Here is an 18,752-nt window from a genome sequence, read left to right as displayed (position 1 = left end):
CCCGGTCGGGCCTGTTGTCCGCGACAGGGTACGCCCAAGTCGGGGCCCTCAGCCGAGCAGGACCACTTCGACCTCGGTGCCGGGCTCCACGGACTCCGCGGCCTCCGGGACCACGATCAGCGCGTCGGCGTGCGCAAGGGCCGCGACGAGGTGCGATCCGGCGCCGCCGACGGGGGTCACTTCCCCGTTCGCGTACCGGCCGCGCAGGAATTGACGGCGTCCGGCGGGCGAGGTGAGTGCCTTGTCCGTACGGAGGGTCGCCCTGGTCGTGGGCCGGTGGATGTCGTCCACGCCCATCAGGGCGCGGATCGCGGGGCGCACGAACAGCTCGAAGGAGACGTACGACGACACGGGGTTGCCCGGGAGCGCGAGCAGCGGGGTGTGCTCGGGGCCGATGGAGCCGAAGCCCTGGGGCTTGCCGGGCTGCATGGCGAGCTTGCGGAACTCGACGCCGCTGCCCTCCTCGTCCTCGTCGCCGACGTGGGAGAGGGCTTCCTTGACGACGTCGTACGCGCCGACGCTGACGCCGCCCGTGGTGACCACGAGGTCGGCGCGGATGAGCTGGTCCTCGATGGTGGAGCGGAGCGTCTCTGCGTCGTCGGCGACCGCGCCCACCCGGTAGGCGATCGCGCCGGCGTCACGGGCGGCGGCGCACAGCGCGAAGCTGTTGGAGTCGTAGATCTGGCCGGGGCCCAACTCCTCGTCGGGCTGGACGAGTTCACTGCCGGTGGACAGGACGACCACGCGCGGGCGCGGGCGCACCCGGACGGTGCCGCGGCCGATCGCGGCGAGCAGGCCGATCTGCGGCGGGCCGAGGACGGTGCCCGTCGAGAGGGCGCGGTCGCCGGCCTTCACGTCGCTGCCCTCGGCCCGCACGTGCGCGCGTGCCTGCGCCGGGCGGTGGACCTGTACCTGGCCGGAGGCGCTCTCGGGGGACGCGCTGTGGGCGCGCATTCCGGAGACGGGTCCCTCGCCGAGACCGCCGTCGGTCCACTCCACGGGGACGACCGCCTCGGCGCCGGGCGGCAGCGGGGCGCCCGTCATGATGCGGGCGGCCTGGCCGGGGCCCACGTGGAGCAGCTCGGCCTGGCCGGCCGCCACATCGCCGACGACCGTGAGAACGGCCGGGTACTCCTCGCTCGCGCCCGCGACATCGGCGACCCGGACCGCGTACCCGTCCATCGAGCTGTTGTCGAACGGCGGCAGGGAGACCGGCACCGTGACGTCCTCGACCAGGACGCAGCCCTGGGCGTCGAGGAGTTGCAGCTCGATGGGTTCGAGGGGGCGGACCGTGGCGAGGATGTCCTCCAGGTGCTCGGACACCGACCAGAGGTGGTCCTGGCCGGTGACACGGGTCGCGGCGCTGCTCAAGTTGCTACATCTCCTCGGTGACGTAACTGCGAAGCCAGGTCCGGAAGTCCGGGCCCAGGTCTTCACGTTCGCACGCGAGTCGGACAATGGCACGCAGGTAGTCGCCGCGGTCCCCGGTGTCATAGCGGCGGCCCTTGAAGACGACGCCGTGCACGGGTCCGCCGACCTTCTCGTCGTCGGCGAGCTGCTGGAGGGCGTCGGTGAGCTGGATCTCGCCGCCGCGGCCGGGCTCGGTCTTGCGGAGTATGTCGAAGATGTGCGGGTCGAGGACGTAGCGGCCGATGATCGCGTAGTTGCTGGGGGCGTCCACCGGGTCGGGCTTCTCGACGAGGCCGGTCACCTTGACGACGTCGCCGTCCTGGGTGGTCTCGACGGCCGCGCAGCCGTAGAGGTGGATCTGCTCGGGCTCGACCTCCATGAGCGCGATGACGCTGCCGCCGTACTGCGCGTGGACCTCGACCATGCGCTTGAGGAGCGGGTCGCGCGGGTCGATCAGGTCGTCGCCGAGGAGCACGGCGAACGGCTCGTGGCCGACGTGCGGGGCGGCGCACAGCACGGCGTGGCCGAGGCCCTTGGGGTCGCCCTGGCGCACGTAGTGCATGGTGGCGAGGTCGCTGGACTCCTGCACCTTGGCGAGCCGGCCGGCGTCGCCCTTCTTCTGAAGGGCCGATTCCAGCTCGTAGTTGCGGTCGAAGTGGTCCTCGAGGGGCCGCTTGTTGCGGCCGGTGATCATGAGGACGTCGTCGAGGCCGGCGGAGGCGGCTTCTTCGACCACGTACTGGATCGCCGGCTTGTCAACGACCGGCAGCATCTCCTTGGGAGTCGCCTTGGTGGCCGGCAGGAACCGGGTGCCGAGGCCTGCTGCGGGGATGACAGCCTTGTTGATCCTGGGGTGTGCCTGAGTCATGCCCGACACCATATCCGGTGCCTTGGTAGGGAATCTGAGGCTCCGGATAATTCACTCTCATATGAGCGCATTACCAAGGATACGGACAGAACCTATGAGCCACCTGGGGCCCGAACCAGAGTCTGGCAAACGATTGTTGCGGCAGGGGTTCCTCACGGTGAGAAGCCGGTTGACGGCCGATGACGTGCGGGAATCCGAGGCAGCACTCGCCGCCCGCGCCCTGCATCTGCCCGAACTGGCGCACGCGCGCACGGTGGCGGCGTACGTCTCCGTGGGGAGTGAGCCGGGCACTCGTGCGCTCCTGGACGCCCTCCACGCGCGCGGGGTGCGCGTCCTGCTGCCGGTGCTGCTGGCGGACAACGACCTGGACTGGGGCGCGTACGACGGGGAGGGCTCGCTCGTCCGCGTCCGACACCGGGGAAAAATGGCCCTCTTGGAGCCCGCGGGCGAGCGCCTGGGCCCGGACGCCGTACTCGCGGCCGATGCCGTGCTGCTGCCGGGCCTGGCCGTGGACGGGCGCGGGATGCGGCTCGGCCGCGGCGGAGGATCGTACGACCGGGTGCTCGCGCGGCTCGACCGGGCGGGCGCGGATCCGGCCCTGGTGGTGCTGCTGTACGACTCCGAAGTGGTCGACCGCGTCCCCGAGGAGCCGCACGACCGGCCGGTGCACGCGGTGGTGACCCCTTCGGGAGTACGTCACTTCCGCTGACCCCCTACGTAGACGCCGACCGCTCCCTACGTGCCGAACGGCCCTCCACGCGCGCGTGGAGGGCCGTTCTTACGAGGATCCCAGGGCTTGGGAACCCCGTCCCGTCAGGGCTTCAGGAGCAACGTGTCCGCCGTGGCCTTGTCGACCGCCCGCTCCGTGGACGGCCAGGACAGCAGCTCGCCCTTGACCCACTTGCTCGTCTGGTCGGTGTAGTGCGAGCTGTAGGCGTGCCCGGAGGCGCCGGTGAGGTTGATCCACTTGGACTTGTCCAGGTCGTCGAGGTTCACCACCATCCGCATCGACGGCACCCAGACCACCGAGTAGCCGCCCGCGGCGTTCCAGCCCGTGGCGTTCACCGCCGCCTCGCCGCCGCCCAGGTTGTACGGGCCGCGGTTGAGCATGTACTGCAGGAAGCCGGGGCCTTCGGTGCCCAGGGTCTGGTTCTCCAGGTAGAGCCGGTGCAGCCGGCCCCAGCTCCAGGTGTCGATGTCCTTGCCGAGCTTGGCGGTCAGTTCCCAGCGGGCGTCCGTGAGGGCCCGCTTGAAGAGCTCGTCACGGGTGTCGACGGCCTTGTCCAGACGCGTCCGGGGCGCCGACCACCAGTCGTTGTCCTCGTCGTCGAGGATCTTGCGGACCACCTCGAACCAGCGGTCGCCGCCGTCCGGCTGCGCGCTGTCCGCGTCGCGCTGACCGCACTCGCGCACCTTGTCGTCCTCGTCGTCGACGGGGCCGGTGGAGTCGGCCGGCTCGACGTTCAGGCACTGGCCCTTGACCCGCAGCTCCTTGGGCAGCTTGTTGCCGAAGGCGAGCCTGAGGATGTTGCGCCAGGTCGCGTTGAAGTACGCGGCCGCCGCCGAGTCGGCGTCCTGGGTGTAGTTCCAGCCCTCCAGGAGCTTCTGCGCCTCGCGGACGTCCTTGTCCTCGACGTCGATCTTGAGCAGTTTGGGCACCAGGAGCTTGGCGATCTCGCTGCTGTTGTCGAGCTGCATCTGGCGCATGTCGTCGGTCGAGACCTTGCCGCCGCCCTTGATCTTCGACGCGATGAGGTCGGAGATCCGCTGGCTGCGCGTGCCGTAGCCCCAGTCCGTGGTGAGCGGGTAGGGGTACTTGTCCTTGTCGACGACGGCCTGGTTGGCGGTGACGATGTAACCGCGCTCCGGGTTGTACTCGTAGGGCAGCTCGGCCTGCTTGATGTAGCCGTCCCAGTTGTACTTGGAGTCCCAGCCGGGCGACGGGAGCGAGCCGTCGCCCTCGCCGCGGATCGGGATCCGGCCGGGGAGCTGGTAGCCGATGTTGTCGTCGGTGTCGGCGTAGACCAGGTTCTGCGAGGGCACGTCGAACAGGGCGGCCGCCTTGCGGAAGTCCGTCCAGTCGGCGGCCCTGTTCATCGCGAAGACCGCGTCCATGGAGGTGCCCGGGTCCAGGGCGGTCCAGCGCAGGGAGATGGCGTAGCCGTCACCGCGGTCGGGTGCCGCGCTGTCGACGGTGGCCTTCTTGCCGACCTTCACCAGCTCGTCGTCGCGGTCGGACAGCAGCGGTCCGTTGTTGGTCTCCCGGACGACGATGCTCTTGCTCGCGCCGCCCGCGACGTTGATCTTCTCCGTGCGGGTGGTGAAGGACCGCACCTTGTCGTCGTACTCGTAGCCGTTCCCGGTGAGCTTCTCCAGGTACAGGTCGGTGACGTCGGCGCCGGAGTTGGTCATGCCCCAGGCGATGTTCTCGTTGTGGCCGATCACGACGCCCGGCATGCCCGCGAAGGTGTACCCGGAGACGTCGTACTGGCACTTCTCGGAGACGGCCTTGCAATGCAAGCCCATCTGGTACCAGACCGACGGCAGCGAGGGCGACAGGTGCGGGTCGTTGGCGAGCAGCGGTTTGCCGCTGATGGTGTGCGTGCCGTCGACGACCCAGGAGTTGGAACCGATGCCGTTGCCGTTCACACCGACGGCCGTCGGGACGTCGTCCAGCACGTTGTAGAGGCCCGCGAGCTGGCTCTGCAGCCCGTCGGGGGCCGCGGCGTCGTTCGTGAGCCCGGTACCGGCCGCGGACTGCGTCCCGGCGGCGGTGCCGGTGCCGGCCCCGTCGCTCTGCTCGTACTCCCCGGTGACCTCGTTGTACTCGCCCTCCTGCACGATCGGCTTGTTCCGGTCGTACGGGTAAGCCGGATACAGGTCGGCGATCTGCTGCGGGCCGAGGCGGCTGGTCATCAGGGAGCGGTCGATCTCGTCCTGCATGTTGCCGCGCAGGTCCCAGGCCATCGCCTTGAGCCAGGCCACCGAGTCGACCGGAGTCCACTCCTGGGGCTTGTAGTCGTTGGAGAAACCAAGAGCCGCGTACTCCAGGGAGATGTCCTCGCCGTCCTTGCCCTTCAGGTAGGCGTTGACTCCCTTGGCGTATGCCTGGAGGTACTTCTTCGTGGAGGCCGAGAGCTTGGTCTTGTACTCCTCCTCCGCGACCCGGTGCCAGCCCAGCGTGCGCAGGAACTCGTCGTTGTCGACCTGGTCCTTGCCGAACATCTCCGAGAGCTTGCCGGCCGTCATGTGACGCCGTACGTCCATCTCGTAGAACCGGTCCTGCGCCTGGACGTAGCCCTGTGCCATGAACAGGTCCTCGTCGGTGGCGGCGTAGATCTGCGGGATGCCGTGGCTGTCCCGCTTGACGTCCACGGGGCCCGAGAGGCCGTCGAGCGTGATCGATCCCTTGGTCTGCGGGAAGGAGGCGCGCACGGTGCTGATGCTCCAGTACGAGCCGAAGGCAACGCCACCGATGATGGCCAGAACCAGGACGATCAGGAACAGACGGGCTCTGCGCCCCTTCTTCCTGCCGGACTTGCCCGGCTTCTGGCCGGAAGAGGCGGTGGTGTTGGGGGGCATCGCTGTCCTTGCTGTCCTAACGCGAGCGGCAGGCGGGCTTGTCCATTTGACTGAGCGCTGGAGCAACCATAGGCGCAGGGCCCACACACACTTGACGCGGAGTCGGCAACCCGGCCGGACGGCAGTTCGATCTTGACGGGCGAAGTGTCAAGAAAGCGTCAAGAGTTAGGTAAGGTAATGAAGTAGTTCAAGCAATGAAACAGTTGAACCGATCCATCCGGAACGGCGAGAAGGGAACAGCCGCTGACTGTCCACCACCTCAACCAGCTCATGCTCGTGTGCTCGCTCGTTCTGCTCGTCGCGGTGGCAGCGGTTCGGATCTCCTCGCGCAGCGGGCTCCCCAGCCTGCTCGTCTACCTGGGCATCGGCGTCGCCATGGGCCAGGACGGCATCGGCGACATCCACTTCGACAACGCCGAGATGACCCAGGTCATTGGGTACGCGGCCCTGGTCGTGATCCTGGCCGAGGGCGGCCTCGGCACGAAGTGGAAGGAGATCAGGCCTGCACTCCCGGCCGCCTCCTCACTCGCGATCGTCGGCGTCGCGGTGAGCGTCGGCGTCACCGCCACGGCGGCGCACCACCTGATCGGACTGGAGTGGCGGCAGGCGCTCATCGTCGGGGCGGTCGTGTCCTCGACGGACGCCGCGGCCGTCTTCTCGGTGCTCCGGAGAGTGCCCCTCCCCGCGCGCGTGACGGGCATCCTGGAGGCCGAGTCGGGCTTCAACGACGCCCCGGTGGTCATCCTCGTCGTGTCGTTCTCGATGGCCGGTCCGGTGGAGCACTGGTACGTGCTGATCGGTGAGATCGCCCTGGAGCTGGCCATCGGCGCGGCCATCGGCCTCGCGGTGGGCTTCCTCGGTTCGTACGGCCTGCGGCACGTGGCACTGCCCGCCTCGGGCCTCTACCCGATCGCCGTCATGGCGATCGCGGTCACGGCGTACGCGGCCGGGGCGCTGGCCCACGGCAGCGGCTTCCTCGCCGTCTACCTGGCGTCGGTGGTGCTCGGCAACGCGAAGCTCCCGCACTGGCCCGCCACCCGCGGCTTCGCCGACGGGCTCGGCTGGATCGCCCAGATCGGCATGTTCGTGCTGCTCGGCCTGCTGGTCACGCCGCACGAGATGGGGGACGACATCTGGCCCGCGCTCGTCATCGGGCTGGTGCTGACCATGGTGGCCCGTCCGCTGAGCGTCGTGCTCGCCCTGCTGCCGTTCCGTATGCGCTGGCAGGAGCAGGCCCTGATGTCCTGGGCCGGACTGCGCGGAGCCGTGCCCATCATCCTGGCCACGATCCCGATGGTGAGCGGCGTCGAGGACAGCCGGCGGATCTTCAACATCGTCTTCGTACTGGTCGTCGCCTACACCCTCGTCCAGGGGCCCACCCTTCCCTGGCTGGCCCGGAAACTGCACCTGGGCAAGTCCGCCACGGAGGCCGCCGACCTGGGCATCGAGTCGGCGCCCCTGGAGCGGCTGCGCGGGCATCTGCTGTCCGTCGCGATCCCGGAGGGGTCGAAGATGCACGGCGTCGAGGTCGCCGAGCTGCGGCTGCCCGCGGGCGCCGCGGTCACGCTCGTCGTCCGCGACGGAGAATCGTTCGTCCCACTGCCCACGACCGTACTGAGACGCGGCGACGAACTGCTCGTGGTGGCCACGGACCCGGTCCGGGACGCGGCCGAGCGGCGGCTGCGCGCGGTCGGCCAGGGCGGCAAGCTGGCGGGCTGGCTGGGCACGGGCGGGAACGGCCCGGAGGACTGAGCTCCGGCAATCGACGGAAGACGGAGTTCCGGCGGGCATCTGCCGAGTAGCCGGGTAGCCGGGTATTCGCAGGCGCCGATCGGGAGAGTGCAGGTTTTCACAGGGGCACGGTCGTTCAGCCCTGTATCATCAAGGCATACCTTGATCGAACCAACTCTGCCTGACGCAGAGCTGGCGCGACCGTATGGCGGCCGCGGCGCCCTCGCAGAGGGCGACCCGGTATCTACCGCAGTTCCGCGCAACAGGACAGCTCTCGGCGCCCCCCGCACGGGGCGAGCCCCGTGAAAGGGGCCGCGCTACCAGGCGGCAGAAAGGCACGGGCCGTGGCATCCACGGTCACTTCGGAGTCCGCCCGGACCCCGGTGTCCTCCCGCCCCGGATACGGACAGCTGCTGCGTACGCGCGGCGCCTGGACGTTCCTGCTCCCCGGCTTCGCCGCACGCCAGCCGTTCGCGATGCTGACCCTCTCCATCGTGCTGCTGGTGCAGCACACCACCGGCTCGTACGGCACCGCCGGCGCCGTCGCCGCGGTGACCGGTGTCGCCATGGCGCTGTTCGCGCCCTTCACCGGCCGCCTGGCCGACCGCCACGGCCAGCGCGCGGTCCTGTTGCCCGGCGTCCTCGTACACACCCTGTCGGGCCTCTCACTGACCGCGCTGGCCCTCGCGGACGCTCCCCTGTGGGCACTGTTCGCGGCCGCCGTCCCGACCGGTGCCTCGGTTCCGCAGATCGGGCCCATGGTCCGCGCCCGCTGGGGCGTCAAGCTCCAGGGCTCGCCCCTCATGACGACCGCGGCGGCCTTCGAGTCCGTCACGGACGAGCTGACCTTCGTGTTCGGACCGCTGCTCGCGACCGCGCTGTGCACCGCCGTGGACCCGGCCGCGGGCCTGCTCGCGGAGGCCGCGCTGACCCTGGTCGGCGGTCTGCTGTTCGCGGCCCAGCGCGGCACCCAGCCCTCCGTCGCTTTCGACGGGCACGCGCGCGTGAAGCACGCTTCGGCTCTGTCCGTCCCCGGAGTACGCGTTCTGATCGTGGCCTTCCTGGGCATCGGCGCCGTCTTCGGCGGCATGCAGGTCTCCCTCGCCGCGTTCAGCGAGTCGATCGGCGAGCCCGGCCTCAACGGCGTCCTCTACGGGACCTTCGCCGCGGGCAACATGCTCTCCGGCATCGTCTGCGGCGCGATCGCCTGGAAGGTGGCCCCGCGCCGCCGCCTCCTCGTCGGGTACGCGGCCCTGGCCCTGGCCGCCTCCGGTCTGTGGGCCGCCCACTCCGTGCTCGTCCTCGCCGGAGTAGGCCTCCTGGTCGGCATGTGCATCGCGCCCGCCCTGATCACGGGCTACACGATGGTCGACGGACTGGTACCGGCGGGCGCCCGTACGGAGGCCTTCACCTGGCTGACCGGAGCGGTCGCACTCGGGCAGGCGGCCGCCGTCACGATCGCCGGACAACTGGAGGACCGCCTCTGGGACGGCGCCGGATTCCTCGTCCCGATGGGCGGCACACTGCTCGCCCTGGGGACGCTGGTGGCCCTGCGGTCTCGGCTCGCACCACGGTCCGTGAGCCGGACCGTCGCACGTGGCATCGGTCACCGAGTGCCGGTGGCAGTGGACTGATCTCGCGGAATACGTCAGTATAGACCGTCGTTAGCACTCACTGAGTGAGAGTGCCAGGAGGAAGACACAGTGCCGACCTACCAATACCAGTGCACCGAGTGCGGCGAGGGCCTCGAGGCGGTGCAGAAGTTCACCGACGACGCCCTGACCGAGTGCCCCAACTGCGGTGGCCGCCTGAAGAAGGTGTTCTCCGCCGTCGGCATCGTCTTCAAGGGCTCCGGCTTCTACCGCAACGACAGCCGCGGCTCGTCGTCGAGCAGCAGCCCCGCCCCGGCCGCCGCCTCGAAGTCGTCGGGTTCGTCGTCCGACTCGAAGTCGTCGTCGACCTCGTCATCGGATTCGAAGTCGTCCTCGAAGTCCTCCTCGGACTCGAAGTCGTCGTCCACGAGCTCGTCCTCGGGCAGCAACGCCGCCTGAGGCTTTCTCGCACGGAGCTTTCTTACGGAACCCTGTCGTCGTACGACGACAGGGTCTTCGGCGTTTCCGGCCCGGCTAGGGTGCGGTCATGGCGAACACGGACAACGTCGAGATCGGCGTCATCGGCGGCTCGGGCTTCTACTCCTTCCTCGAAGACGTGACCGAGATACAGGTGGACACCCCGTACGGGCCCCCCAGCGACTCCCTCTTCCTCGGCGAGATCGCGGGCCGGCGGGTCGCCTTCCTCCCCCGTCACGGCCGCGGCCACCATCTGACACCGCACCGCATCAACTACCGCGCCAACCTGTGGGCGCTGCGCTCCGTCGGGGCGCGCCAGGTGCTCGGGCCGTGCGCGGTGGGCGGGCTGCGCCCCGAGTACGGGCCGGGGACGCTGCTGGTGCCGGACCAGTTCGTGGACCGTACGCAGGCCCGGACGCAGACGTACTTCGACGGGCTGCCGCTGCCCGGGGGCGGCGCGCCGAACGTGGTGCACGTGTCGCTGGCCGACCCCTACTGCCCCGTCGGGCGCGAGGCCGCGCTGGCGGCGGCGCGCGGGCAGAACTGGGAGCCGGTGGACGGCGGGACGCTCGTGGTGATCGACGGGCCGCGGTTCTCGACCCGTGCGGAGTCGCTGTGGTACCGGGCCCAGGGCTGGTCGGTGGTGGGCATGACGGGGCATCCCGAGGCGGCGCTCGCCCGTGAACTGGAGCTCTGCTACACGTCGTTGACGCTGGTCACCGACCTGGACGCGGGCGCCGAGACCGGGGAGGGCGTCTCGCACGAGGAGGTGCTGAAGGTGTTCGCGGCGAATGTGGACCGGTTGCGCGGGGTGTTGTTCGACGCGGTGGCGGGGCTGCCGGCGAACGGGACGCGGGACTGCTTGTGCACGACGGCGCTGGGCGGGATGGATCCGGGGTTCGAGCTGCCGTAGGGCGTCGAATCTCCCGTCGGGGCGCTGAATCCCACGGCGGAATCCCACGGCTGAATTTCACTTTCGGGTGAGCCAGTTGTCCACAACCGGTCGGTAGTCCACCGGCGTCGGCGGGATTCGGCGCGGGAGCGCAGTCTGAGGTCGCAAGCCGATCTCCGACCGCAGGCGGTGGTACCCGTGTCGCATCTCTCCTCCCATCCGACTTCCTATACGTCTCCCCATCCGTCCCCCTCCCCCTCTTCCTTCCTCCCCGCTTCCTTCCCCTCGGTCCTCCCGTCCTCCTTCCCGCGCCCGTTGGGCACGGACGCGCCCGGCACGTGCGAGGTGCCGCACTTCGCTCCCGTGCGGGTGCGCGGCGGTCGCCGTCAGCTGCGACGGCTCGTACGGCACCGGAGGCGGGCCCTGGCCGCGGGGCTCGCGGTGACGGCGGCGGCGCTGGTGGCGGCCGGGCCACAGGACGCGAGACCACGGGACACCGGACCACCGCGGGCCCATCCGGTGGTCGATCCCGTGCGCGAGCGGCGGCCGGTCGAGATGGTGACGGCGCCGGTGCGGATCGCCGACGGCGCGACGGTGAAGCTGCTGCGGCCCGGAGACCGGGTCGACGTCGTCGCGGCGGCGGAGTCTGCGGTGGGCGCGGGCGACGCGCAGGTGGTCGCGCGCGGGGCGCGGGTAACGACAGTGCCCGAGGCGCCGGACAGTGTGACCGAGGGCGGAGCGCTGGTCGTCCTGTCCGTGCCGCGCGGGACGGCGACGCGGCTGGCCGGGGCCGGCGCGACCTCACGACTGGCGGTGACCCTGTGCTGAACCTGCTCGGGAAAGTCGCTGTCTGGCTGTCAAGTCCCTCGTTGGAGTTAGGGAATTGGACAGGCCTGCCACGCCCTGACGTAGGTTGCGGAGCTGATCGTTCCACGACTCATACGACCGAAGAGGGGCTCCCTGGTGAGCGAGAAGAAGAAGGAGCCTGGCGTCTGGGAGGGCTTCAAGACCTTCCTGACGCGCGGGAATGTCGTCGACCTGGCTGTCGCGGTGGTCATCGGCGCCGCGTTCACCAACATCGTCAACTCCGTGGTGAAGGGCATGATCAACCCGCTGGTGGGTGCCTTCGGCACCAAGGACCTCAACAGGTACAGCTCGTGCCTCAAGGACCCCTGCGAATTCGACGAGGCGACGGGAACGGCGACGAGCGGCATCCCGATCATGTGGGGTTCCGTCCTCAGCTCCACGCTGACCTTCGTGATCACCGCGGCCGTCGTCTACTTCCTGATGGTGCTGCCCATGTCCAAGTACCTGGCGAAGCAGGCGGCCCGCCAGAAGGCGAAGGAGGGCACGCACGAGGTCATCGAGGTGACCGAGCTGGAGATCCTGAAGGAGATCCGCGACGCCCTGGTGGCGCAGCGCGGCGCGGGGCACAACGAGCAGTAACGACCGCCGTTCGCCGGGTCCGGGGGACGATTGCCGTCCACCGGGCCGCGGTTGCTGTCCACCGGGCCGCGGTTGCCGTCCGCCGGGACCGCGGCGCTCAGAGGTGGTGGGGCGGCTTCTCGTCGAGGAAACGGGCCAGGTCCGCGGCGCTGTCGCCGGCCGGCCGCTCGCCCCACCCGCGGTCCGTGTCGTCCGCGGACGGCCGGCTCAGCGGGTCGTCGAAAACCAGCGCGGCCTTGGGGTCACGGGGTTCGGCGGCGGGGTCGGGATCGGGGACAGTGCTCATGCTTCCAGGGTACGGCCAGGGGGACGGGCCTGATCCGGGGCACGGTGGCGGTCCCGGCGCCCCTCGGCCGCCGGTCGGACACGGTCCCGGCAGCCCCTGGCCGCCGGTCGCTGCCCAGAGCCTCGATCGTGGCCGCACACGGTGGCGCCTTCCTCGCCCGTTCTCTCTCCCTCTCCCCCTCCCCCGCTTCCTCCTCCGCGCCCTCGCCCGCCCACCTCGCCTGACCTGGCTCTTCCCGGGGGTCTTCAGGACCCGGAGAGCTTCTGAATATTCGGCTGTTTTCTGCTGTGCTTGGTCTCATGACGTCCAGACCCGCTTCCGAACCCGAGCCACGCCCCTCCCAAACCCCTGTCGCCCGTCGCCCGCTGCGCGGCATGACCGCACGCGGGCGCGACGAGGAGCACCGGGCCGCGTCGCCACTGGAGCTCTTCTTCGATCTGTGTTTCGTCGTGGCCATCGCCCAGGCGGGCGTGCAACTGGTCCACTCCGTCGCCGAGGCGCATACGGCGGAGGGCATCCTGAACTACGCGATGGTCTTCTTCGCCATCTGGTGGGCGTGGATGAACTTCACCTGGTTCGCGTCGGCGTACGACAACGACGACGCGTTGTACCGGGTCGTCACGCTGATCCAGATCGCAGGCGTGCTGGTGCTGGCCGCCGGGGTGTCCCGGGCCTCCGAGGACCACGATTTCCTGGTCGTCTGGCTGGGTTACGTGATCATGCGGCTGGCGCTGTCCGCGCAGTGGCTGCGAGCGGCCCGGAACGCGGAGGGCGCCGAGCGGCGGATGGCACTGAGGTACGGGGGCGGGGTGCTGCTCTGCATGGTCGGCTGGATGGGCCTGCTGCTCCTGCCGGAGTCGGCCCGGCCGTGGTGGTTCCTGGTGATGGCGATCGCCGAGATGTGCGTACCGCTGTACGCGGAGAAGGAGACCAACACTTCCTGGCACCCCCACCACATCGCCGAGCGGTACGGGCTGTTCACCATCATCGTGCTGGGCGAGACGATCGCCGCGGCCACGGTCGCCGTGAAGTCGGGCGTGGACGAGAACGACGCGCTGGGCGAGCTCCTCCCGATCGCCTCGGGCGGACTGCTGATCATCTTCGCCGCGTGGTGGATCTATTTCGTCGTGCCGATCCACGGCCATCTCACCTCCAGCAGAAGGGCGTTCCTGTGGGGATACGGCCACTACCTGATCTTCGCTTCGGCGGCGGCGATCGGAGCCGGACTGGAGGTCGCGGTGGAGCAGGCGGTGGGCAAGGCGCACATCTCCACGCTCGCCGCGTCGGCCGCGGTGACACTGCCGACGGCGCTGTTCCTCCTCACCGTCTGGGCGCTGCACGCCCGCCACTTCAAGGTGGGCACGGTTCAGCAACTGGTGCTGCCCGCCACGGCGTTGGCAGTGATCGCGTGCACGTTCCTGGGTAACTGGGCGGTGCTCGCGGCGGGGATCGTGTCGACGCTGTCAGTGGCCGCGGGAGTGACACTGACCGCCCGGATGGCCGCGAGGGAGGACGTGGCGGGTGCGGGTGAGGATTCGGGTGCTGGTACAGGTTCGGGTCCGAGTGCGGGTGCTTCGGTCGCGTGACGTGGTGTGAGGTGGGTCGACACTGGGCTCATGACAGTTGACGCTCTGACGGATGTGACCGGGCTGCGCGTGGGGCACGCCACGCGGACCGGCGACGGTTGGCTCACCGGTACCACGGTCGTCCTCGCCCCGGCGGGCGGCGCCGTCGCGGCCGTGGACGTACGCGGCGGCGGGCCGGGCACCAAGGAGACCGACGCGCTCGATCCGCGCAACGTGGTGCAAAAGGTCGAGGCACTCGTCCTGACCGGCGGCAGCGCGTACGGGCTGGACTCGGCGGCGGGTGTGATGGCCTGGCTGGAGGAGCGGGGGCGCGGGGTGCGGGTCGGGCCCGATCCGCTCCAGGTGGTGCCGGTCGTGCCGGCGGCCTGCGTCTTCGACCTGGGCCGGGGCGGCGACTTCCGGGCCAGGCCCGACGCGGCGACCGGTCGCGAGGCGGTGGAGGCCGCGGCGGCGAGCGAGCCGGGCGCGCCCGTGCGGGAGGGGTGCGTGGGCGCCGGCACGGGAGCGGCCGTCGGCATGATGAAGGGCGGGGTCGGCACCGCGAGTGTCGTGCTCGATTCGGGTGTCACGGTGGCGGCGCTGGTCGTGGCCAACGCGGTGGGATCGGTGGTGGAGCCGGAGACGGGGGCGTTGTACGGGGAGTTGCTGCAGGGGCGTATGAGCTGTCCGGCCAGGGAGGTTCACGAGGCGGCGCGGGCGCGGCTCGCCGAAGCCGCGGCGAAGAACAGCACTCCCCCGCTGAACACCACGCTCGCCGTGGTCGCGACCGACGCGGATCTGTCGAAGGCGCAGGCCCAGAAGCTCGCGGGGACAGCGCACGACGGCATCGCGCGTGCCGTGCGGCCGGTGCATCTGCTCAATGACGGGGACACGGTGTTCGCGCTCGCCACGGGAGCGCGTCCGCTGGCGGCGGAGAACCCGCTGGCCCTGAACGAGATCCTCGCGGCGGGCGCGGATCTGGTGACGCGGGCGATCGTGCGGGCGGTACGGGCCGCCGAGTCGGTGGAGGGGCCGGGCGGGCTCTGGCCGGCGTACGGGGAGTTGTACGGGCGGGGGTAGGCGGTAAAAGGAGGCTGGCAGCGCCGCGGACCTGCCCGGACACACGCCCAGCCTCGCCGGCCCCCCTAGGCCCCTAGCCTCCCGTCGAGGAGACGGTCTTGCGGAGGGTGTGCAGGCACAGGGTCAGTGCCTCGTGCTTGGTGCCGGTGCCTGTGCGGCCGCGCTGCCAGGCCACGTACAGCAGGGACCAGAGGACCTGCACGATCCAGTCGGTGTCCATGTCGGGGTCGAAGGCGCCCTCGGTGTGGCCGCGTTCGATGAGGCCGGCGAGGGCGCGGTCGGCGTCGGTGTCCTCGTCCCAGCCCTCCCAGTTCCATGCGGCCGCCAGTGACTCGTCGAAGACGAGGGTGAGGAGGTCGCCCAGTTCGAAGAGTTCCTGGCACAGCCGCTCCAGGGCCGCGAGTGCCGGGCCGTCGTCCAGGCGGCCGCGGTCGGTGGCGGCGGCGATCTTGTCGAGGACGTCGGAGCCCAAGGCGTTCAGGAGGTCGGAGCGTTCCGGGAAGTAGCGGTGGACGGTTGTACGACCGACCCCCGCCGCGGCGGCCACGTCACCGAGGGAGGCCGCGGAGTTCTTGGCCAGTACGACGGTGGCGGCGTCGAGGATGGCGCGCCTGGTGCGGCTGCGCGCGCCACTCCTGCTGCTCACAGCGGTGTCGACGGTATCGGCGGTGTCCATGTACATACCGTAGCGCGGTTCCGTAATGAAACGTCATTGACATTTATGGAACAGTGGTGTTCCAATCACGAGCATGGTTGCTCCGGATGGTCTTCGGATTCTGGCATCGTTCGCCCGGCCGCACCGCAGGGCACTGGCGGGCGGGTTGCTACTGGCGCTGGCTGCCTCGGCACTGGGCCTGGCCACCCCGATGGTGACCAAGGGGGTGCTGGACGCGCTCGCCGACGACGGTTCGCTGCGTGGCCCGGTGGCCGCGCTGCTGGTGCTGCTCCTCGTCGGAGCGGTACTCGGCCGCGTGCAGTGGGTGCTGCTGGGCACGCTCGGCGAGCGGGTGGTGCTGGACGCGCGGGAGTCGATCGTGCGGAGGTACTTCCGGGCCACGGTGCCCGCGGTGACCGCGCGGCCGCCGGGCGAGTTGGTCTCGCGGGCCGTCTCGGACACCGTGCTGCTGCGCGAGGCGGCCTCGTCCAGCGTGATCGGGCTCATCAACGGCGTGGTCATGCTGGTCGGCACGCTGGTGCTGATGAGCGTCCTGGACCTGGTCCTGCTCGGCACCACGGTGGCGACCGTGCTGGTGGTCATCGTCCTGTTCGCCGTACTGATGCCCGCCATCGCGAAGGCGCAGGAGCGGGCCCAGGAGCACGTCGGCCGGGTCGGCGGCACTCTGGAGGGCACGCTGCGGGCGATCCGGACGGTCAAGGCGAGCGGCGCCGAGGACCGGCAGGCGGAGCGGATAGCGGCGGACGCGCGGGCCTCTGCGGAGTACGGCATCCGGGCGGTGCGCCTTGAGGCGACCGTGTGGACCATCGCCTGGACCGGGATCCAACTCGCGGTCATCCTTATCCTCGGCGTCGGAGCCTGGCGGGTCGGGGAGGGACAGCTGGAGGTGTCCAGCCTGATCGCCTTCCTGCTCTATGCCTTCGGCCTCATGGATCCGGTCACGGAGCTGTCGCAGAACCTCACCGCGTTGCAGTCCGGCCTCGCCGCCGCGGAGCGGATCCGGGCGGTGGACGAGCTGGCGACGGAGGCGGACGAACCGGCGGCAGCGGCGAACGCGCCGGGAACAGGGGCAGACGTGCCAGGGGCAGGAGCAGGGGCGGGTGCGCCCGCGCCGAGAACGCCGCTCCGGCCGTCCGGCGGCCGTACGAGCGGTCCGGTCCTTGAGCTGAAGGGCGTGACGGCGGCGTACGGTCCGGACCGGGAGCCGGCCGTGCGCGGGGTCGACCTGGCGGTGCCGGCGCGCGGGCACACCGCGATCGTAGGGCCGTCGGGGGCGGGCAAAACCACCCTCTTCTCCCTGCTGCTGCGCTTCCTGGAGCCGCAGGAGGGCGAGTTGCTCCTGGACGGCATGGAATACCACCGGCTCGGACACGCGGCGATCCGCGCCCGGCTGGCGTACGTGGAACAGGACACCCCGGTCGTTCCCGGCACCATCCGCGACAACCTGCTGATCTCCCGCCCGGAGGCAGTGGAGGAGGAGCTGCGCCGGGTGCTGGCGGACGTCCGGCTGACCGAGAAGGTGGAATCGCTGGACGACGGGCTGGACACGGAGTTGTCGGCGGCGGCGGTGTCCGGCGGGGAGCGGCAGCGGATCGCTCTGGCGCGGGCTCTGCTGCGGGAGCCGGACGTGCTGTTGCTCGACGAGGCGACGGCGCAGCTCGACGCGCTCACGGAGGCGGCGGTCCACGACTGCATCCGGCGGCGGACGCGGGAGCACGCGGTGGTGACGATCGCGCACCGGCTGTCGACGGTGATCGACGCGGACACGATCGTGGTGATGGACTCCGGCCGCATCCGTGCCCGGGGCACCCATGACCAGCTCCTCGCCGCGGACGCCCTCTACCGCGACCTCGTCGAGGCGCTGCGCATCACGGAGAAGGCCCGCGCCGCGTAGCGATCGCCCCGGCTCTGGCACTTGCGGGCGTTCAGGGCGGCCCGACCCTCACCGTGCGCGGCAGCGGCGCCAAGGCCGACAACAACGGTTCCGACGACAAGGCGGGCGGGACACAGACCTCCACGGCCGGAACACGGCACGGAGTGCCTGGAGCGCGGGAAGTGCCTTCTGACCAAGGGGTTTTGGAGGTTTGCCGGACCGTGTGGGAACTCCTCACACGGCCTCCACGTTTTCTGTGCGTACGTTTTCTCGGTTCCCGGACATGATGTCCGACCGAGGGGCTACGGTATGCACCCACGAGGTGACATGCAGCAACGCCGGGAGAAGCCTTGAGCGTTCCGTACGAGACGGCAGCGTACGAGCCACCCGAGTCGCCCGAGTCTCCGGAGGAGCATCTCGAGCGGCTCCTCGGCCGTGCCCTGAATTCCTTCGAGCTGACCGACGAGACGATACGGCGGCTCGACCGGGCGCTGGCCCATGACAGTTCGCTGCACTCCGCGCACCACAGCGCGGGGCTGCACCGCGAGACGTACCGGCATACCTGGCTGCTCGCCGACGGGAGCGCGCTCACGCTCTGGGAGCTCGTCCACAACACCGTGCGCGGCTGCGTCACGCAGCACGAGGTGTACGAGGACGAGGAGGAGCTGCGGGCCGCGACCGCGCGACTGCCGCTGCCGCCGGACGCGACGGACTTCGAGCTGCTGCCCGTCCTGGTGCGGCTGACGCCCGTCCCCGGGCCCCGGCACACCTACGTGCCGGACGACTCGGCGGACCACGGCCGGCGGTTGCTGCGCCGCGCCGAGAATCCGGACCGGCCGGGCGAGGAGATGGCCGGGCTGCTGCGGACGGCGTTCGCGCACCAGATCACCCAGGCCTTCGGACGACCGTGCCGGGCCGGCGAGATGGGGCTGTGCTTCTCGCTCTACGAGCACGCGTTCCTGCTCAGTGACGGGCGCGAGCTGTCCCTGTGGGAGGTCGAGCACACGGCCACGCCCGACGGGCGGCACATGTGCGAGGTGTACGCCTCGGAGGAGGACGCGCGCGAGGCGATGGAGCGGCGGGCTACGGCTGTCTCCGACAGCTGAGCCGGGGTCTCCGACGGTTGAGCGGGGGTCTCTGAGAGTTGAGCCGGGTCTTCAGCAGCTGAGCCGGGTACGCGAGTTCGTGCGGGACGGTGGGCGATGTGCGGGTTGTGGTGGGCTGGTCGCGCCCACGCGGCGGAGCCGCACCATGTCGCAGCCCCGCGCCCCTGA

At 70.4% G+C, this 18,752-nt stretch carries 16 protein-coding genes; 11 read left to right on the top strand and 5 right to left on the bottom strand.

Going from position 1 to position 18,752, the window contains the following annotated elements:
• Positions 1-48: 48 nt before the first annotated feature.
• Both glp and galU read right to left on the bottom strand, forming a co-directional pair.
• Positions 49-1,371, bottom strand: coding sequence for a gephyrin-like molybdotransferase Glp (gene glp, locus AB0I18_RS07150; protein ID WP_363104367.1), 1,323 nt, complete (start codon positions 1,369-1,371; stop codon positions 49-51).
• 4 nt (positions 1,372-1,375) lie between these two features.
• On the bottom strand, positions 1,376-2,278 hold the full coding sequence (gene galU, locus AB0I18_RS07145; RefSeq protein ID WP_363104366.1) for a UTP--glucose-1-phosphate uridylyltransferase GalU: 903 nt from the start codon (positions 2,276-2,278) through the stop codon (positions 1,376-1,378).
• Positions 2,279-2,372: 94 nt separating this feature from the next.
• Between galU and AB0I18_RS07140 the strand changes: the two genes are divergently transcribed.
• Entirely contained in the window at positions 2,373-2,987 is a 615-nt protein-coding gene (locus AB0I18_RS07140; RefSeq protein WP_363104365.1) for a 5-formyltetrahydrofolate cyclo-ligase, read from the top strand.
• Positions 2,988-3,091: 104 nt separating this feature from the next.
• On the opposite strand, the gene AB0I18_RS07135 is transcribed toward AB0I18_RS07140, so the two are convergent.
• The gene (locus tag AB0I18_RS07135) at positions 3,092-5,860 is read right to left on the bottom strand and encodes a penicillin acylase family protein (RefSeq protein ID WP_363104364.1); all 2,769 of its coding nucleotides are present in this window, start codon (positions 5,858-5,860) and stop codon (positions 3,092-3,094) included.
• A gap of 270 nt (positions 5,861-6,130) precedes the next feature.
• Between AB0I18_RS07135 and AB0I18_RS07130 the strand changes: the two genes are divergently transcribed.
• The 6 genes from AB0I18_RS07130 to mscL all read left to right on the top strand — a co-directional run bounded on the left by AB0I18_RS07130 (position 6,131) and on the right by mscL (position 11,998).
• Positions 6,131-7,612: a potassium/proton antiporter gene (locus AB0I18_RS07130; protein ID WP_363104363.1), complete on the top strand. Its 1,482-nt coding sequence runs from the start codon at positions 6,131-6,133 to the stop codon at positions 7,610-7,612.
• A gap of 323 nt (positions 7,613-7,935) precedes the next feature.
• The gene (locus AB0I18_RS07125) at positions 7,936-9,225 is read left to right on the top strand and encodes an MFS transporter (RefSeq protein ID WP_363104362.1); all 1,290 of its coding nucleotides are present in this window, start codon (positions 7,936-7,938) and stop codon (positions 9,223-9,225) included.
• A 69-nt stretch (positions 9,226-9,294) separates the two neighbouring features.
• On the top strand, positions 9,295-9,642 hold the full coding sequence (locus AB0I18_RS07120) for an FmdB family zinc ribbon protein (protein ID WP_363104361.1): 348 nt from the start codon (positions 9,295-9,297) through the stop codon (positions 9,640-9,642).
• Positions 9,643-9,730: 88 nt separating this feature from the next.
• Positions 9,731-10,573, top strand: a complete 843-nt coding sequence (locus tag AB0I18_RS07115; protein WP_363104360.1) for an S-methyl-5'-thioadenosine phosphorylase — start codon at positions 9,731-9,733, stop codon at positions 10,571-10,573.
• Positions 10,574-10,867: 294 nt separating this feature from the next.
• Positions 10,868-11,380 carry a hypothetical protein gene (locus tag AB0I18_RS07110; protein ID WP_363104359.1) on the top strand — a complete coding sequence of 171 codons (513 nt, stop codon included), beginning with the start codon at positions 10,868-10,870 and terminating at the stop codon, positions 11,378-11,380.
• A gap of 135 nt (positions 11,381-11,515) precedes the next feature.
• Positions 11,516-11,998, top strand: coding sequence for a large conductance mechanosensitive channel protein MscL (gene mscL / locus AB0I18_RS07105; RefSeq protein ID WP_363104358.1), 483 nt, complete (start codon positions 11,516-11,518; stop codon positions 11,996-11,998).
• 97 nt (positions 11,999-12,095) lie between these two features.
• Here the strand turns inward: mscL and AB0I18_RS07100 are convergent, their stop codons facing one another.
• Positions 12,096-12,284: a hypothetical protein gene (locus AB0I18_RS07100; protein ID WP_363104357.1), complete on the bottom strand. Its 189-nt coding sequence runs from the start codon at positions 12,282-12,284 to the stop codon at positions 12,096-12,098.
• 299 nt (positions 12,285-12,583) lie between these two features.
• Between AB0I18_RS07100 and AB0I18_RS07095 the strand changes: the two genes are divergently transcribed.
• Both AB0I18_RS07095 and AB0I18_RS07090 read left to right on the top strand, forming a co-directional pair.
• The gene (locus AB0I18_RS07095) at positions 12,584-13,870 is read left to right on the top strand and encodes a low temperature requirement protein A (protein ID WP_363104356.1); all 1,287 of its coding nucleotides are present in this window, start codon (positions 12,584-12,586) and stop codon (positions 13,868-13,870) included.
• A gap of 30 nt (positions 13,871-13,900) precedes the next feature.
• Positions 13,901-14,929 carry a P1 family peptidase gene (locus tag AB0I18_RS07090; protein ID WP_363104355.1) on the top strand — a complete coding sequence of 343 codons (1,029 nt, stop codon included), beginning with the start codon at positions 13,901-13,903 and terminating at the stop codon, positions 14,927-14,929.
• Positions 14,930-15,002: 73 nt separating this feature from the next.
• On the opposite strand, the gene AB0I18_RS07085 is transcribed toward AB0I18_RS07090, so the two are convergent.
• A complete protein-coding gene (locus AB0I18_RS07085; RefSeq protein ID WP_363104354.1) occupies positions 15,003-15,605 on the bottom strand; it encodes a TetR/AcrR family transcriptional regulator in 603 nt (200 codons plus the stop codon).
• A gap of 73 nt (positions 15,606-15,678) precedes the next feature.
• Between AB0I18_RS07085 and AB0I18_RS07080 the strand changes: the two genes are divergently transcribed.
• Together AB0I18_RS07080 and AB0I18_RS07075 are read left to right on the top strand one after the other, a co-directional pair.
• Positions 15,679-17,499 carry an ABC transporter ATP-binding protein gene (locus tag AB0I18_RS07080; RefSeq protein WP_363104353.1) on the top strand — a complete coding sequence of 607 codons (1,821 nt, stop codon included), beginning with the start codon at positions 15,679-15,681 and terminating at the stop codon, positions 17,497-17,499.
• Positions 17,500-17,828: 329 nt separating this feature from the next.
• A complete protein-coding gene (locus AB0I18_RS07075) occupies positions 17,829-18,584 on the top strand; it encodes a DUF6227 family protein (protein ID WP_363104352.1) in 756 nt (251 codons plus the stop codon).
• The last annotated feature ends 168 nt before the right edge of the window (positions 18,585-18,752 follow it).

The sequence above is a fragment of the Streptomyces sp. NPDC050704 genome (assembly GCF_040654355.1).
Taxonomy (GTDB): Bacteria; Actinomycetota; Actinomycetes; order Streptomycetales; family Streptomycetaceae; genus Streptomyces.
Note: the sequence above shows the minus strand (reverse complement) of the source record. Positions and strands in the feature narration are given on the sequence as shown.

Excerpts from the sequence above, each read along its gene's own strand:
- AB0I18_RS07080 (WP_363104353.1), top strand. The coding sequence starts at position 15,679 with ATGGTTGCTCCGGATGGTCTTCGGATTCTGGCATCGTTCGCCCGGCCG.
- AB0I18_RS07115 (WP_363104360.1), top strand. The coding sequence starts at position 9,731 with ATGGCGAACACGGACAACGTCGAGATCGGCGTCATCGGCGGCTCGGGC.
- AB0I18_RS07135 (WP_363104364.1), bottom strand. The coding sequence starts at position 5,860 with ATGCCCCCCAACACCACCGCCTCTTCCGGCCAGAAGCCGGGCAAGTCC.
- AB0I18_RS07130 (WP_363104363.1), top strand. The coding sequence starts at position 6,131 with ATGCTCGTGTGCTCGCTCGTTCTGCTCGTCGCGGTGGCAGCGGTTCGG.
- AB0I18_RS07140 (WP_363104365.1), top strand. The coding sequence starts at position 2,373 with ATGAGCCACCTGGGGCCCGAACCAGAGTCTGGCAAACGATTGTTGCGG.
- AB0I18_RS07085 (WP_363104354.1), bottom strand. The coding sequence starts at position 15,605 with ATGGACACCGCCGATACCGTCGACACCGCTGTGAGCAGCAGGAGTGGC.
- AB0I18_RS07100 (WP_363104357.1), bottom strand. The coding sequence starts at position 12,284 with ATGAGCACTGTCCCCGATCCCGACCCCGCCGCCGAACCCCGTGACCCC.
- AB0I18_RS07090 (WP_363104355.1), top strand. The coding sequence starts at position 13,901 with ATGACAGTTGACGCTCTGACGGATGTGACCGGGCTGCGCGTGGGGCAC.
- AB0I18_RS07095 (WP_363104356.1), top strand. The coding sequence starts at position 12,584 with ATGACGTCCAGACCCGCTTCCGAACCCGAGCCACGCCCCTCCCAAACC.
- galU (WP_363104366.1), bottom strand. The coding sequence starts at position 2,278 with ATGACTCAGGCACACCCCAGGATCAACAAGGCTGTCATCCCCGCAGCA.